The sequence below is a fragment of the Mycobacterium europaeum genome (assembly GCF_002102155.1).
GTDB classification, from domain to species: domain Bacteria; phylum Actinomycetota; class Actinomycetes; order Mycobacteriales; family Mycobacteriaceae; genus Mycobacterium; species Mycobacterium europaeum.
The window spans coordinates 34,154-47,371 of sequence record NZ_LQOU01000002.1 but is presented as its reverse complement, the minus strand read 5'-3'; the positions used below and the strand labels follow the sequence as shown (position 1 = coordinate 47,371).

Sequence of the window (13,218 nt, the reverse complement as noted above, 5' to 3'; positions counted from 1 at the left end):
CCCGGGGTTTACAACAGCAGGTAGCGGTAGGCCGGTGAGCCCGGCTCGAGGCGTTCGATGTGCATCTCCGTCGCCCGCATCCGCGCCAGCAGGCCATCGAGATCGGCCGACGATCCCAGCTGGATACCGACCAGCGCCTCACCGGTCTCGCGGTTGTTGCGCTTGATGTACTCGAACAAGGTGATGTCGTCGTCGGGCCCCAGCACCTCGTCGAGGAACCGGCGCAGCGCACCGGGTTCCTGGGGGAAGTCCACCAAGAAGTAGTGCTTGAGGCCGAGGTGGACCAGCGAGCGCTCCAGCACCTCGCCATAGCGGGACACGTCGTTGTTGCCGCCCGAGATCAGGCACACCACCGTGGAGCCGGGCTCGACGTCGGCCTCCAGCAGCCCCGCGACCGACAGCGCGCCAGCGGGCTCGGCGATGATGCCCTCGTTCTGATAGAGGTCCAGCATCGCAGTGCACACCGCCCCCTCGTCGATCGTGGTGATCGACACCATGTCGCCGGCGGCCGCCAGCGCGGCGTAGGTCAGCGTGCCCGCGCGCCGCACCGCGGCACCGTCGACGAACTGGTCGACGTGGTCCAGCGTCACCGGCTCGCCGGCGGCCAGCGCGGCCATCATCGCCGCTGCCCCGGCCGGTTCGATGCCCAGCACCGAGGTGTTCGTCGTCCGCTCTGCCAGGTAGGTGGTGATGCCGGCGATGCAGCCGCCACCGCCCACCGGGACCACCACCAGGTCCGGCTCCCCGATACCAAGCTTGTCGAGTTGATCCAGCAGTTCGACGGCGATGGTCCCCTGTCCCGCGATGGTCCGCAGGTCGTCGTACGGCGGAACCAGCGTGGCGCCGGTGCGTTCGACGTCGGCCAGCGCGGCCTCGGCGGCCAGGTCATAGGTCGTTCCACCGACGATCAGTTCGATGGAGTCCCCGCCGTGGTAACGGATGCGGTCCCGCTTTTGCTGCGGCGTCTTGGCGGGCACATAGACGCGGCCGTGCACCCCCAGCATCCGGCACGCGTAGGCGAAGCCCTGGGCGTGGTTGCCCGCCGACGAGCACACCACGCCGGCGGCCAGCTCCTCGTCGGACAACTGCACCAGCAGGTTGTAGGCCCCGCGCAGCTTGTAGGAGCGCACCACCTGCAGGTCTTCGCGCTTCAGGTAGACGTTCGCACCCGTGATGGCCGACAGCCGGTCGCTCAATTGCAGCGGCGTCGGCGTGACCACCGCGGCGATCCGCTTGGCCGCGCCGTCGATGTCAGCCGCGGACAGCGGCGAGACGCTCGGGTGATGGCTCAGTTGGGCGGACACTGATCAATGGTGCCATGGCAGCCGGCCAACTCCGGAATTCAGCCGACCGGAGTCAGCACGAACACCGGGATTTGCCGGTCGGTCTTCTTCTGGTATTCGGCGTAGTCCGGCCAGGCCTGCACGGCGCGCTCCCACCAGACCGCCTTCTCGTCGCCGAACACCTCACGGGCGTCGTACTCACGGGTGACGGCACCGTCCTGCAGCTCGACCCGGGGGTTCTTGACGACGTTGTGGTACCAGACGGGGTGCTTCGGGGCGCCGCCGAGCGAGGCCACGATCGCGTACTCGCCGTCGTGCTCGACCCGCATCAGGGGCGTCTTGCGAAGCTTGCCCGTTTTGGCCCCGACCGTGGTCAGCACGATGATGGGTTTCCCCTTCATGTCGGTGGCTTCGGTCCCGCCCGACTGCTCGTACTTCTCGGCCTGCTCCCGCGCCCAATCCCAAGGCGACGGCTCATACTCTCCGGTAAGTGGCATGCCGAAAACTCTACTCCCGTTGCAGGTCAAGCCCTTTGCGGGCGTGAACCGTTTGTACCCTCAAAGCGACGCGGGTTTGTCCTTCCCACGTCAAGCGAAACCTTTGATCCACTCAACTTGAAGCGCCGCTTCAGTCCACGCCCATCGGAGCCGGAGCAGGGGGCATCTAGGGGCATGCACCTCAAACGTGAGACTTGAGACCGATCAACCATGAGGTCCGATGCCCCGAAACGACCTCCCAAGTCCTCTACCTAACCCGACCAACGCGTCGACCGTCGTCGTGTCAGATAACCATGTCAAAATGCTCGCGTGACAACGGCCCAGCGAGAAGTTCTTCGGGTGCCTGATCGATTCGAAGCCCTAGCCATGGAGAACGCGTCAACGCTTCGCAGCGTCGTTACTCCGGTCGACCACAGCCTTCGAGAGCTTGATCAACGCTTCCTCGAGATCAAGTCCGCTGGCCGGGGAGGTTTGATGGTGGTAAAAGGCGTCTCCGGAGCCGGGAAGTCGACATTCGCAAAAACCGCCAATCTCTTCCGCGACGTGGTCGTCACATCCATCGACAGCCAGCAAGACCTCGTGCAAGGCCTCCAGACACTAGGCCGGAATACTGGCCCGCGACTCACCATCATCGAGGGGCGAGAAGCCCTGGGCGAGGTAGCAGCCGAATCGATCGAGGCTTACCTCCACGCCATCAACAACTATGTGAGATCTTCGGCTGGAAACACCACGTTGTTTGTCTGGCCCATAAACACCGATGACATGCTTGACCTGCTCGTACGCGTCGCAACAAATATTGGCGCCAACGCACTTCTCGGCATCGGAGAAAAGTTTCATCTCTTTGGCGGCCCGCCGAAGGATGACTTTGTGCGGATCGCGGACCAGACCGTCGGAGCACTCAACCAAGGTGCTTCGCTCTACAACCTAGGCCTTAGCTCCAGTCGGGCCGAAGATCTTGCCCGTGAAAGTGACACCATCGGCCACTACCTCGGGAAAGTTCGCATCGAACTGCAGAGGAACATGCAGCACGTCCAAGGATTGCTGCCTCAGGAACCCCTGCGGGTCTGGACCGTAGTCGTGTCAGACGCAAGCGCCGAGAGTGCCGTGAACGCCGTAACGCGCGGACGCGACGCGTATGCCGACATAGATCGGATGATGACATCCACGAACGCGAACATCGTGGCAGATCTGCAGCAGTTTCCGGATCGGCTGGGAATCCTCGGGACCGTGTTGGACGCAAGGATCGTGTACTTGGATGTCTTCACGGCCCTCGCCGTAGCACGCACCTTCTCGGACGACAACCTCAAAGAACTCATGGCCGCGCGCGGTATGTCAACGAGCACGGACCCGAAAGCGATTGACCGCATTAAGGATTCAACCCTAGCCAAGCTGCTATCGGGCGCCACGCTCGGGACTGGGCGGCGCGGTGCAAAGCCGAAAGGGAATACTCTCGCAGCCTTTACCAACCTGACCGCGATTGCGTCATCTAATGATACTGCAATCAACGCAGCCATCGGGAGGGCGCTAAAGAGCGCGGGCATCATCTCCGAGTGCGAAGTAGAGAAGCAATTTGGTTCTGACCGAAGGTATTTCAGCGACCTCTACATAAATCGCCTTTCGGGAGATGCGATTCGGCTTGAGTTCATGTGGAGGACCTCAACCGGATCCGCTGACATTTCGAATTATGTGCTGAAAAAAGCTTGAACTGTACGGTAAGTCAATCGGACTCCTTGGATAGCTCGTTTGCGAGCGGGCTAATCCCATAAGGAGCAGGACTTTCTGCGTGGTCGTTTTTCGGTACAACCTGTGCCTGACTGCCTTTGTGTTGCCCGCGCGGTCGTGGCCTTCGCCGTACGTACCGGTTGAAGTCGTCGTGACACCTTTGCGGGATCGGCGGCTACTTCCGGATATCCGCCCAATATTTCGCACCCCCACACGATGCGGGCCCAATCCCACGGACTCGGCGCGTATTCTCCTGAAAGTGGCATACCGCCAACTCTATGCCGGGGATCCCGGGGGCGCCGGGCCCGTCAGGCAGCGCGCACGGCCAGATCGCCTACCGATGCGTCCCTAGCTGGGACGCCACGAACCGCCGGAGGGGGATCCGGGCCTGGTGGTCGGGCGATCCGGCAAGTCGCCCGGCCTGGCGTGGCGGCGGACAGGGTTGCGGGGCGCTATCGACGGACTGTAGTTCTACCCGGCGTGACCGGCCAGCGCACCCTCAATTGCGCTAGCCGGTAGCTCCGACCATGGCCGCGGGTCGCTAGGCTCCGCGGGCCGGTCAGTCAATGGGCGATGCCACCAGCCGACGTCCCACCACTCTCCGTTCTTGAAGCCCACGCCGCCGAACACGCCGACACGCGCGAACTCCATCGACTCATGTAGGCCCACGCTTGCGGGATTGGGCAGCGCAATGGCGGCGTAGGCGTTCACGTATCCCTGTGCGGCAAGCAGATTGAACAATGCCGCGTAGACGCGCCGACCGTGGCCCTGCCGGTGGAGTGGCCTGGCCACGTACAAGGACACGTCCACAGACCAGCGGTAGGCGGCCCGCTCGCCGTGCGGGCTCGCGTAGGCGAATCCCCGCACCGCGTCTCCCTCGCTGACCACCAGCCAGGGCAGCTGGCCCAGCGTGGCGGTCAGCCTCGACCGCATCTCGTCGACGGTTGGCGGCACCGATTCGAAGGAGATCACGGTGTCGCGCACATACGGCGCGTAGATGTCAGCGATAGCGCCGGCGTCGTCCGGCGTCGCCATTCGGATCATGAGAGAAACAGTTCTCGGTCGGCGTCTTCGGCGGGCCCGGAAGCACCGCTCATGATGGCGCGTTGGCCATTGCCCACCACGTTCGATCTTCGGACCCGACCCCACATGCGCGCCTCCATTGCTGTGCGTACCTGCCATCTGCCGCGCTCGCCGACCGCGTCAATTGCTGCGGTCGGCCCAGCCCGGTGGAAGCTCGCCGGGGGCTACGTCGATGACCGATTCGTCGTCGGCGCCGACACGCTCGAACAGCGTGATGTAGGCGAATTCGGGCACGGCATAGATCGGGTAGGTCGGCCCGGCGTCGCGGTAGGCGCGCATCTCGTCGAGATGATCGTTCTGGAAGCACACCGTGCGTTCGCCGTGCTGCCGAATCCATTGCGGAAAGAAGATCACGCCATGGAGTCGCCGCTTGCCGGGCATCACGTTGACGGCCACCGACGTGCCCGTCGGTTCGGTCCACGAGATCTTGTAGCTGTCGTCGTCGAGCTGCACCAGGTCCACCTCCTGGCCCTTGACCCAGCGGCCACCGACATGGCCGGAATGGATCCGATAGTCGATGGTGCGGTCGTTCTTCACGTACATCTCGTAGCGCCAGCCGTTGGCGTAGGTGTAGATGAACCGGTGCCCCACGATCCCCGACAAGTCCTGCGGCGGAATGGGATTGTCGACGGTGGTCATGGTGGGCTCCCGTTCGGTGGCCGGTTGATTGGACGAGGCGGGACGTCAACGGCGTTGGTGCTCCCACACCGTTGTGTCGGCGTGCACCACCCGGCCGTGCCCGGGTAGCAGGTGGGCGACGGGGAGCTTCTCCAGACGCTCGCGGGTGCGCGCGGCGGCGGCGCCGTCGACCGTTTCCGGCGTGTGCCATGCCCGCCCCCGCGCGCTCAGAACGGCGTCGCCCGCTATCAGGCTGCGGCTCAGCGGGTTCCAGAACGCGATGCTGTCGTCCGTGTGGCCCGCGGTCGCCAGGATCCGCCATTCGGGGGCACCGGGCAACGATTCCGCGTCGGCGAGCGGGCCGGCCGGTGCTGGACCGGACCATCGCATACCCGCAGCGGTCCCATAGCCGGCAGTGCGGGCACCCGAAATCAGCCCCGCCACCCCGACCCCGTCCAGCGGCTGGTCGATCAGCGTGGGCCAGATGCGGGCGACCCGCGCCGCGCCGGGAGTGCGCGGCCGCTCGCCCCCGAGATACCGCATCGTCACCGCGGGCAGATGAATCGGTGCCCCATACTTCGTCGCGAGCGCGGCGGCGCCGGCGACGTGATCACTGTGGCCGTGGGTGGCCACGATCGCGCCGACATGTCCGCCGAGCCGGTCCAGAATCGGCGCCAGATCAGCTGCGGCAGAGGGCATTCCGGCGTCAACAACGATAGCGTTTCCCTCGTTGTGGATGACATAGCAGTTGAACACCCACCGCGAAATCCTGGTGACACCAAGCTCGGGCATCGCATCGATTACCAGGCCCACCCATTGACCCTATGTCTCCCGACGCCGCCGCGACCAGGCGACTGCGGCACAAATTGTGCACGGCTCCCGATTCCGACGGCGGGCAGCACCGCCCCCTGGGGACGTGACGCCCCCGTGCGCTGACGACAGCGCGGGTCCGTTGGGGAGATGGGGTTTACCGCGCCCCGGCCAGCGCGGCGATGGCGTTGACCCGCCGCACGGCCGTGGCGATCTCGTCGGCGAACTCGCGGCGTCGCCGCGCGATATCGAGGTCCTCGAAGCCGTCCACCAGTTCGCGGTGCCGGGCCAGCCGCAGCGCGGTCTTGAACAGCTCCATCGACCTGGACTCGGCGCTGGCCATCCTGCGCTGCAGCTCCCACTGCTTGCCGACCTCGAGGCACTCGGTGAGAAACGCGTCCTCGTCGAAGGATTCGTCGTCGTAGGCGGCCAACCGGTCGGCGACGATGTGGTAGGCGTCCAGGAACGGGCGCAGCACGAGGTGCGCCAGCAGCAGGTCGGCCTTCTCCAGCAGTCCGCGGACGTCGGCCGCGCTGGCCGCCTTGCTGGTGTCCTCCACCCGCCCGATCAGGCGCACCTCGTCGGCGAGCTCTTTCTCGAACTGCGCCCGCCCCGAGAACAGGAACTCGAATTTCAGCAACTCCCGCAGGCTCAACGCCTCGTCGCGCACGGTCGCCGGTAAAACCAAGCCGTCGACGGAGTTTTCGGCCTCTTCGATGGCGGCCAGCAGGGCCGTCTCGGCGATGGCGCGATCGACCACGATGTGGATGGCGGTGTTGCGGTAGAACGCGGCGACCAGGTGCTGCTCGGCCCCGATCCCCCAGACCGGTTCGGTGCCGGCGTCGTAGACGCTGACCACACCGGAGGCGACGAGTTGGTGCAGCGTCCAGCGGATGGTCGAGCGATTCGTCAGGTCGGCGGCGCCGGCCACCGACCAGTTCCGCGCCGCGATGTAGCTGGCCAGCGGCCGCACGGTGGCCAGCACCTCGCTGATGGACAACGAACGGTCGGCACCCAGCAGCGCGAGGCTCACCACCGCGGTGGGGGTGACCGGGGTCGCGCGGTTGATCCGGTGCTCGACGTCGAGCGCGATGCGTTCGATCTCGGTGCCCGTTCCGGTCTCCTCGGCACGCAGCTCCTCGAGGCGCTTGCGCAGCGGGAGCGGTTCGCCGAAGTCCAGGTAGGCGCGCCCCAGCCGCTCCCCCTGCTGGCGCGCCAACCGGACCAGGAAACGGAAGTCCTCGGGCCGCTTGGTCGCTCCGTAGGCCTCGGTGGTCATCGCCTCGACCTCGTGCAGCTGGTCGTAGACGATCGACGTGGGCACCAAATACACCTCGGGGCCGTCGATTTCGTCGACGGCGTCGCTGATGTAGCGCAGGATCCCGTATACCGGGGGCCGCAGCTTGCCGGTCCGGGTGCGGCCCCCTTCGATCGACCAGGTGAGGTTGGCGTGGTTTTGCACCAGCTGCGCGGCGTAGGCGCGCAACACGAAGCGGTAGACGGGGATGTCCTTGGTCTGGCGCCGGATGAAGATCGTCCCGGTGCGCTTGGCCCACGCCCCCATCGGGAAGAAGTTCAAATTGGCTCCGCCGAAGGTGAGGGCGGGCGAGAGCCGGTTGGCCTGGATCACCTCCGGCAGCAGCAAGCCGTCCAGATAGGAGCGATGCGAAAAGGCGAAGGCCAGCGTCGCTTTGCGGTCCAGCTTGCGCAGCTGCGCTATCTGATCCTCGTCGACCAGCACGTCGTAGGCCCGCATCAGCCAGCAACTGAAGCTGCGCCAGGCCCGCACGGCCCGCTCGTCCAGCGAGGGGGCCATCTCCCTCAGGTAGGACGCGGCCTCGGCGCGCACGCCGGGCAGGTCGCGCCCGAGCTCGTCGGCCAGCGCGCTCAGCCGCTCGTCGTACCAGGGGGCGGCGAGCAGCTGGACAACCTCCACCGGGTCGGTCGTCAGCGGTGTCGTCGACTCCTCGACAATGCCGGTGCGCTGCAGCAGCTTTCGCGCCCCCACCCGGCCGAACTCACGGGCCGTCGCCCCCGGTCCCCGGCTCATGCCGGCTGCACCGTCGCGGCCGCCGAAGGCTCGTGCACGTCCGGGTGCAACTCGGGCGCGTAGAGTTCCTCGATCTCGCTGGCGTACTTCGCCATGATGGGCTTGCGCTTGAGTTTCATGGTCAACGTGATCTCGTCTCCCCCCGGCTCCCAGAGTGACGGCAATACCCGGAAGCGCTTGATCTGTTCCACCCGTGAGAGTTTGGCGTTGCCCTCGGCCACACCCGCGGCGATCCGGGCGATGACCTCCGGGTGCGCCGCCAGGGCGGCCGGCGAGGTGTCGGCCAGTCCCAGCTGGGCCGCGTAGGGACCGACCGATTCGGCATCGAAGACCATCAGCGCGGCGTTGTACGGTCGCCCGTCGCCGATCGTGATCATCACCCCCACCATCGGGCACGCGGCCAGCACGGTGTTCTCGATGTTGGCCGGCGACATGTTCTTTCCGGCGGCGTTGATGATCAACTCCTTCTTGCGGTCGATGATCCTGAGGTACCCCTGGTCGTCGACCTCGATGATGTCTCCGGTGTGCAGCCACCCGTCGGCGTCGATGGCCCCGGCGGTCTTGGCGGGTTCCTTGCGGTAGCCCCTCATCACCAGAGGACCGCGGACCAGGAATTCGCCGTCGTCGGCGACCCTGCCCTCCATCCCGGGGAGCAGCTTGCCGACGGTGCCCAGGCGCGCGTCGCGGGGATGGCTCACCGAGGCGACGCAGCTCAGTTCCGACATTCCCCACACTTCGGCAATCGGAATGCCGATCCCGAGGAAGAAGGCCAGCGTCTCCCTGGGGATCGGGGCCGCACCCGACACCGCCCACCGCAGTTCCCCGAAGCCGAGCCGCTCGCGCAGCTTGGACAGGACCAGCTCGTCGGCCTGGGCCCATTCGGCGGACAACTCGGCGGACTCCGCGTCACCGGCCAACAGGGTGGCGGCCCGCTTGCCGGCCACCGACATCGCCCACTGCAGGGCCTGGTGCTTGACCTCGTCCGTTTCGGTGCTGACGGCGAATTCGATTCCGGCCTTGAGTTTTTCCCACACGCGGGGCACCCCGCCCCACACCGTGGGCCGCACGTCGGGCAGGGCGGCGGCGATGGCGCGGACGTCGGAGACGACCGTAACCTGGGCGCCGAACACCTCCAGGCCGTACAACCCCATCACCCGGTCGGCGATGTGTGCCGTCGGCAGATAAGACGTGACCCGGTCACCGAACTCGGACGGCAGGACGCTGTTGAGCGCATAGGCCTCGAACAGCAGATGCTCGTGGGTCATCTCCACGCCCTTGGGGTTTCCGGTGGTCCCCGAGGTGTAGATGAGCGTGACGACGTCGTCGGGCTGCACGGCCCGCCAGGTCGCCTCGAAGTCGAAATCGGGCGGGGCGGCGGCATACACGTCGTCGACCGAGATGGTGCCGGGCGGCGAACCGTCGATGCAGACGATGTGCTCGATGGGTGCGCCGCTGGCACGGATGCGGTCGACGTACTGCTCCTCGCAGATCGCGACCTTGGTGCCGGCGTTGTCGAACAGGTAGGTCAACTGCTCGGCGGGCAGCGTGTTGTACACCGAAAACGAAGTGGCGCCCAGGTGTTGGGCGGCGATCTCGAAGGGGTAGAACTCGATCCTGTTGGCCATCATCAGCGACACCGTGTCACCCCGGCCGACCCCCAGGCCGGCCAGGCCGGCGGTGACCTTCTCCACCTGCACGGCAAGCTCGCTCCACGTCAGCGTCGCCGTGTCACCGGGGGTCCGCAGCGCGACGGCATCCGGCTCGATCGACGCGCTGCGCTGGAACGCCTCGCACAAGGTGACCGGACGCTCGGCTGTCGTCATGTGTGTGAGCGTACGTGCGCGGGTTGTGGCGCGGAACACATCACGCGGTATCGGGGCGCCACAGCTGCAGCGTGCTCGAGATACCGGCGGGCAGTTCCAGTAGTTCGATGGGGGTGCCGTCGGGGTCGTAGATGAAGAACATGCGCACGCCGCCGATATCGACGGGCGGTTCGGCCCGCACGTCGGGGTGCTCGCGCCGGACGGCGTCGAAGGTGGCGTCGAGGTCGTCGACCCGGAACGAGACGTTGGTGTACCCCAGGTGCGGCCCGCTCGGGCATTCGGGCACCTGTCCCAACGACAGCAGCTCGACCATGGCGGCGCCGATCAGGCCCCCGACCATGCGGCCTCGCTGCGCCGCCCCGCCGGTCACCGAATCCAGGCCGGCCCCCTCGAGTTCGACGTCGAACACGACGTCCATGCCCAGCACCGCGGTGTAGAAGGCCAGGGCGGCCTCGATGTCGGAGACGCCGATGCACACGTGGGAGAAGTTCTGCACGGCGATGGTGGGTGGCCGGCTCATGGAAGCTCCTTTGCTCAGGCGGGCACAGCGGTATGAATTCCACACGTGCACGAGTCGATCGACGGACACGTGCAGCGCATCCCCCACTCGATGACGGCGCGCGCCCGGGCCAGCGACTCCATCTGCGCATCGATCTCGGCGAGCTTGGCCTCGGCCAGCGCACGGCTGGCCGGACGACCCGGCGCGTCATCGGCGAACAGCAGCTGGATCTCCTCCAGCGCGAAGCCGGCCGACTTGCAGAGCCGGATCACCTCGAGCCGGGCCAGCACCGAGTCGTCGTAGCGGCGCTGACCGCCCCGCCGTCCCGGCGGCGGCACCAGCCCGATCTGTTCGTAGTACCGCAACGTGGTCGCCGCCACCCCGGCCCGGCGCGCCACCTCGCCGATCGTCAGCATCGGGCCTCCTTCGGCGCTTGACTTAGAGCCAACTCTAAGTCGTTGACTGGGGCGATGCACACACATTCACTCGACGGGCTGCGTGCGGCGCGCTACGCGCTGCTGCGGTCGTTCCGCCGCGACGGCACGCCGGTCGACACCCCGGTCTGGTTCGGGCTGGACGGCGACGCGCTGGTGTTCCGCACCAAGGTGGGGCCGAAGACCAGGCGGCTGACCGCACACCCCGGCGTCGAGCTCACCGCGTGCGACTATCGCGGGCGGGTTCGGCCGGGCGCCCCGGCGGTGGCGGGCCGCGCCACAATCCTTTCCGGCGCCGAGGCCGAGCGGGCCAACCGCGTCCTGCGCACCCGGTATGGCTGGCAGTGGAACATCGTGCCGTTGATCAAGGTCCCGGGTGTCACCAACGTCCACCAAGACCTGTGCGTGCGCGAGAAGCTGGCCCACGCGCGCGACCGCGGCGTGTGGCCCGACAGCGTCATCGTCCGGGTGGACATGCCATGACGCCCGACCCGGTCCACTCCCCCACCCTGCGCCAATGCTGCGCCGCGGCAACCGGATTGGTGTGGGGCGCGGTACGCCCGAGGCAGCCCGACAAAAGGTTCCTCGGCAGCGTCACCGACGCGGGGTTACCGACGCCCCGGCGCACCGTCACGGTGACCGCGCTGCCCCAGGTGCCGCGCTCGGTCCCGACCGCGGCGATCGTCGAGGGCACGTTCGCGCCGGCCCGCGGCGAGAACGCGATGACCTCGTTCGTCGTCAGCCACCCGCAAGCCACCTTCATCGTCGACCCGGCCGTGTGCCGTGACGTCGGGCACCGCGCGATCGCCCAACTACCCGCGGTGCTGCGGGTCGCGGTCCGCCCTCCCGCCGACACCATTCCCACCATCACGGCCCTGAACCGGCTGCCCGAGACGCCGGCGTTGGACTTCGCGCTGCCGACTCACGCGCACTGGGACCACGTGTCGGGTCTGCTGGACCTGCCGGATCTGCCCGTCCATCTGCACCGCACCGAGCGGGACTGGATCGGTTCCGGTCCGGTGGCGCCAGTCGGCGGTGTTCGCGATTCACTGCGCGGCCGGCCCGTCGTCGACTACGAGCTCGACGGGCCGCCGGTGCTCACCTTCACCCGCAGCCACGATGTGTTCGGCGACGACTCCGTGCTTCTCGTCGACCTCGCCGGACACACTCCGGGCAGCGTCGGGGTACTCGCCCACACGGGCCGCGGGTGGGTCTTGATCGCCGGCGACGCCGCCTGGCACGCGTTGCAGATCGAGAAGGTTCGCCAAAAGTCGAGCTACCCAGGTGTTCTGGTGGACGAGGATCGTGACGAAGCCTTCCGGACACTGCAGCGACTGCACCTGGCGCGGCATGCGGTGACGATCATCCCCACCCACGACCACCAGGCGGCGCTCGGGCTGTCCGCGTAGCCGCCCGCCGAGGGTGCGGCCGGCCGCAGATTCGGGATCGGCCGGGCACAAGATTTGCCGAACGCAGATGACTCGAGCGGTGTTACGGTTGTCTTTGGGTTATGCACTCTCGCTTCTACTTTGAGGTAGCGATCGTGGCGAATTCTGTCATGGGCGACTTGGTCAGCCAACTGCGCGTCGCCTTTCACCGGTTGCAGGACTGGGCTTACCCGGACGAGATCCATCACGATCGCTTCCGCGCCTTCATGAAGACGCCCCACGACGTGGGCGGCGAGCCGGACGCCCCGGCGGTCTTCGAGGAGAAAGAGGAAGAGCAGTGGGAACTCAACACGTTTGTCACATGTGAGGTTCTCGGCTGGCGAGGCATCTGGACATCGGAGGAGCGCAGACGGCTCGGCAACGTCGATGTCGGACGGATGCTCTATCAGGGCTTCCCCTACTACGGCCGTTGGGTTTTGGCGGTTGCCCGGTGCCTCGTCGACAAGCGCCACATCACCCTCGGTGAACTGATCGACCGGGCGGCCGAAGTACGCGGGCGCGCGGCGGCCGGCGCGACCCCGTTGGAACCTGAGCCTCGCACCGTCGGCGACGCGGCGGCGGTGCCCAGGAACCGCCATCACGTCGAGGCGGTGGGCAAGGGCGACCCGCAGTGCTTCGACGGCCTCGCCGGTGACGCGCGATTCGCGGTCGGCGACGCGGTGGTGGTGCGGGACCTGCCCACCATCTTCTACACCCGCACCCAGGAATACCTGCGGGGCAAGCCGGGCACGGTCGTCCGGGTTTCGTACGAGAGCCTGGCCTCCGAAGACGAGGCGTTCGACCGCGAAGATCAGCGGCCGGAGTGGTTCTACATCGTTCGCTTCAAGATGACCGACCTGTGGACGCCCTACGCGGGCCCCCCGAACGACACACTGCAGGCGGAGATATCGGAACGGTGGCTGCAACCGGCTTCCTAGCCCGAGCCGCCACTTATCACCAACCAGGATGGCG

At 66.9% G+C, this 13,218-nt stretch carries 13 protein-coding genes; 4 read left to right on the top strand and 9 right to left on the bottom strand.

All coding sequences use genetic code 11. The annotated features are described in order from the left end of the window. Window positions 1-8: 8 nt before the first annotated feature. Together ilvA and AWC03_RS00265 are read right to left on the bottom strand one after the other, a co-directional pair. Entirely contained in the window at window positions 9-1,304 is a 1,296-nt protein-coding gene (gene ilvA / locus AWC03_RS00270) for a threonine ammonia-lyase (protein ID WP_085238525.1), read from the bottom strand. 38 nt (window positions 1,305-1,342) lie between these two features. Continuing rightward, on the bottom strand, window positions 1,343-1,780 hold the full coding sequence (locus AWC03_RS00265; protein WP_085238524.1) for a nitroreductase family deazaflavin-dependent oxidoreductase: 438 nt from the start codon (window positions 1,778-1,780) through the stop codon (window positions 1,343-1,345). Window positions 1,781-2,089: 309 nt separating this feature from the next. Here AWC03_RS00265 and AWC03_RS00260 point away from each other — a divergent pair, with 309 nt between their 5' ends. Further along, window positions 2,090-3,484 carry a hypothetical protein gene (locus AWC03_RS00260; protein WP_142278281.1) on the top strand — a complete coding sequence of 465 codons (1,395 nt, stop codon included), beginning with the start codon at window positions 2,090-2,092 and terminating at the stop codon, window positions 3,482-3,484. 489 nt (window positions 3,485-3,973) lie between these two features. On the opposite strand, the gene AWC03_RS00255 is transcribed toward AWC03_RS00260, so the two are convergent. The 7 genes from AWC03_RS00255 to AWC03_RS00225 form a co-directional block, all read right to left on the bottom strand. Further along, window positions 3,974-4,537 carry an arsinothricin resistance N-acetyltransferase ArsN1 family B gene (locus AWC03_RS00255; protein WP_085238683.1) on the bottom strand — a complete coding sequence of 188 codons (564 nt, stop codon included), beginning with the start codon at window positions 4,535-4,537 and terminating at the stop codon, window positions 3,974-3,976. 168 nt (window positions 4,538-4,705) lie between these two features. Further along, window positions 4,706-5,224: a phenolic acid decarboxylase gene (locus AWC03_RS00250; RefSeq protein ID WP_085238522.1), complete on the bottom strand. Its 519-nt coding sequence runs from the start codon at window positions 5,222-5,224 to the stop codon at window positions 4,706-4,708. Window positions 5,225-5,269: 45 nt separating this feature from the next. After that, window positions 5,270-6,016, bottom strand: coding sequence for an MBL fold metallo-hydrolase (locus AWC03_RS00245; protein ID WP_244275270.1), 747 nt, complete (start codon window positions 6,014-6,016; stop codon window positions 5,270-5,272). 154 nt (window positions 6,017-6,170) lie between these two features. Then, entirely contained in the window at window positions 6,171-8,063 is a 1,893-nt protein-coding gene (locus AWC03_RS00240; protein ID WP_085238520.1) for a lysophospholipid acyltransferase, read from the bottom strand. Continuing rightward, window positions 8,060-9,886 carry a fatty acid--CoA ligase FadD11 gene (gene fadD11 / locus AWC03_RS00235; protein ID WP_085238519.1) on the bottom strand — a complete coding sequence of 609 codons (1,827 nt, stop codon included), beginning with the start codon at window positions 9,884-9,886 and terminating at the stop codon, window positions 8,060-8,062. Before fadD11 ends, AWC03_RS00240 begins: the two co-directional genes overlap by 4 nt. 40 nt (window positions 9,887-9,926) lie before the next feature. Beyond that, window positions 9,927-10,406: a VOC family protein gene (locus AWC03_RS00230; RefSeq protein WP_085238518.1), complete on the bottom strand. Its 480-nt coding sequence runs from the start codon at window positions 10,404-10,406 to the stop codon at window positions 9,927-9,929. Window positions 10,407-10,420: 14 nt separating this feature from the next. Then, complete coding sequence (locus tag AWC03_RS00225; RefSeq protein WP_085238517.1) at window positions 10,421-10,801, bottom strand: helix-turn-helix domain-containing protein; 381 nt, start codon at window positions 10,799-10,801, stop codon at window positions 10,421-10,423. Between the two features lie 54 nt (window positions 10,802-10,855). Between AWC03_RS00225 and AWC03_RS00220 the strand changes: the two genes are divergently transcribed. The 3 genes from AWC03_RS00220 (at window position 10,856) to AWC03_RS00210 (ending at window position 13,184) form a co-directional block, all read left to right on the top strand. Then, complete coding sequence (locus AWC03_RS00220) at window positions 10,856-11,302, top strand: PPOX class F420-dependent oxidoreductase (protein ID WP_085238516.1); 447 nt, start codon at window positions 10,856-10,858, stop codon at window positions 11,300-11,302. Beyond that, window positions 11,299-12,228: an MBL fold metallo-hydrolase gene (locus tag AWC03_RS00215; RefSeq protein ID WP_085238515.1), complete on the top strand. Its 930-nt coding sequence runs from the start codon at window positions 11,299-11,301 to the stop codon at window positions 12,226-12,228. The genes AWC03_RS00220 and AWC03_RS00215 overlap by 4 nt, the downstream gene beginning before the upstream one ends. 149 nt (window positions 12,229-12,377) lie before the next feature. Next, the gene (locus AWC03_RS00210; RefSeq protein ID WP_085238514.1) at window positions 12,378-13,184 is read left to right on the top strand and encodes an SH3-like domain-containing protein; all 807 of its coding nucleotides are present in this window, start codon (window positions 12,378-12,380) and stop codon (window positions 13,182-13,184) included. The last annotated feature ends 34 nt before the right edge of the window (window positions 13,185-13,218 follow it).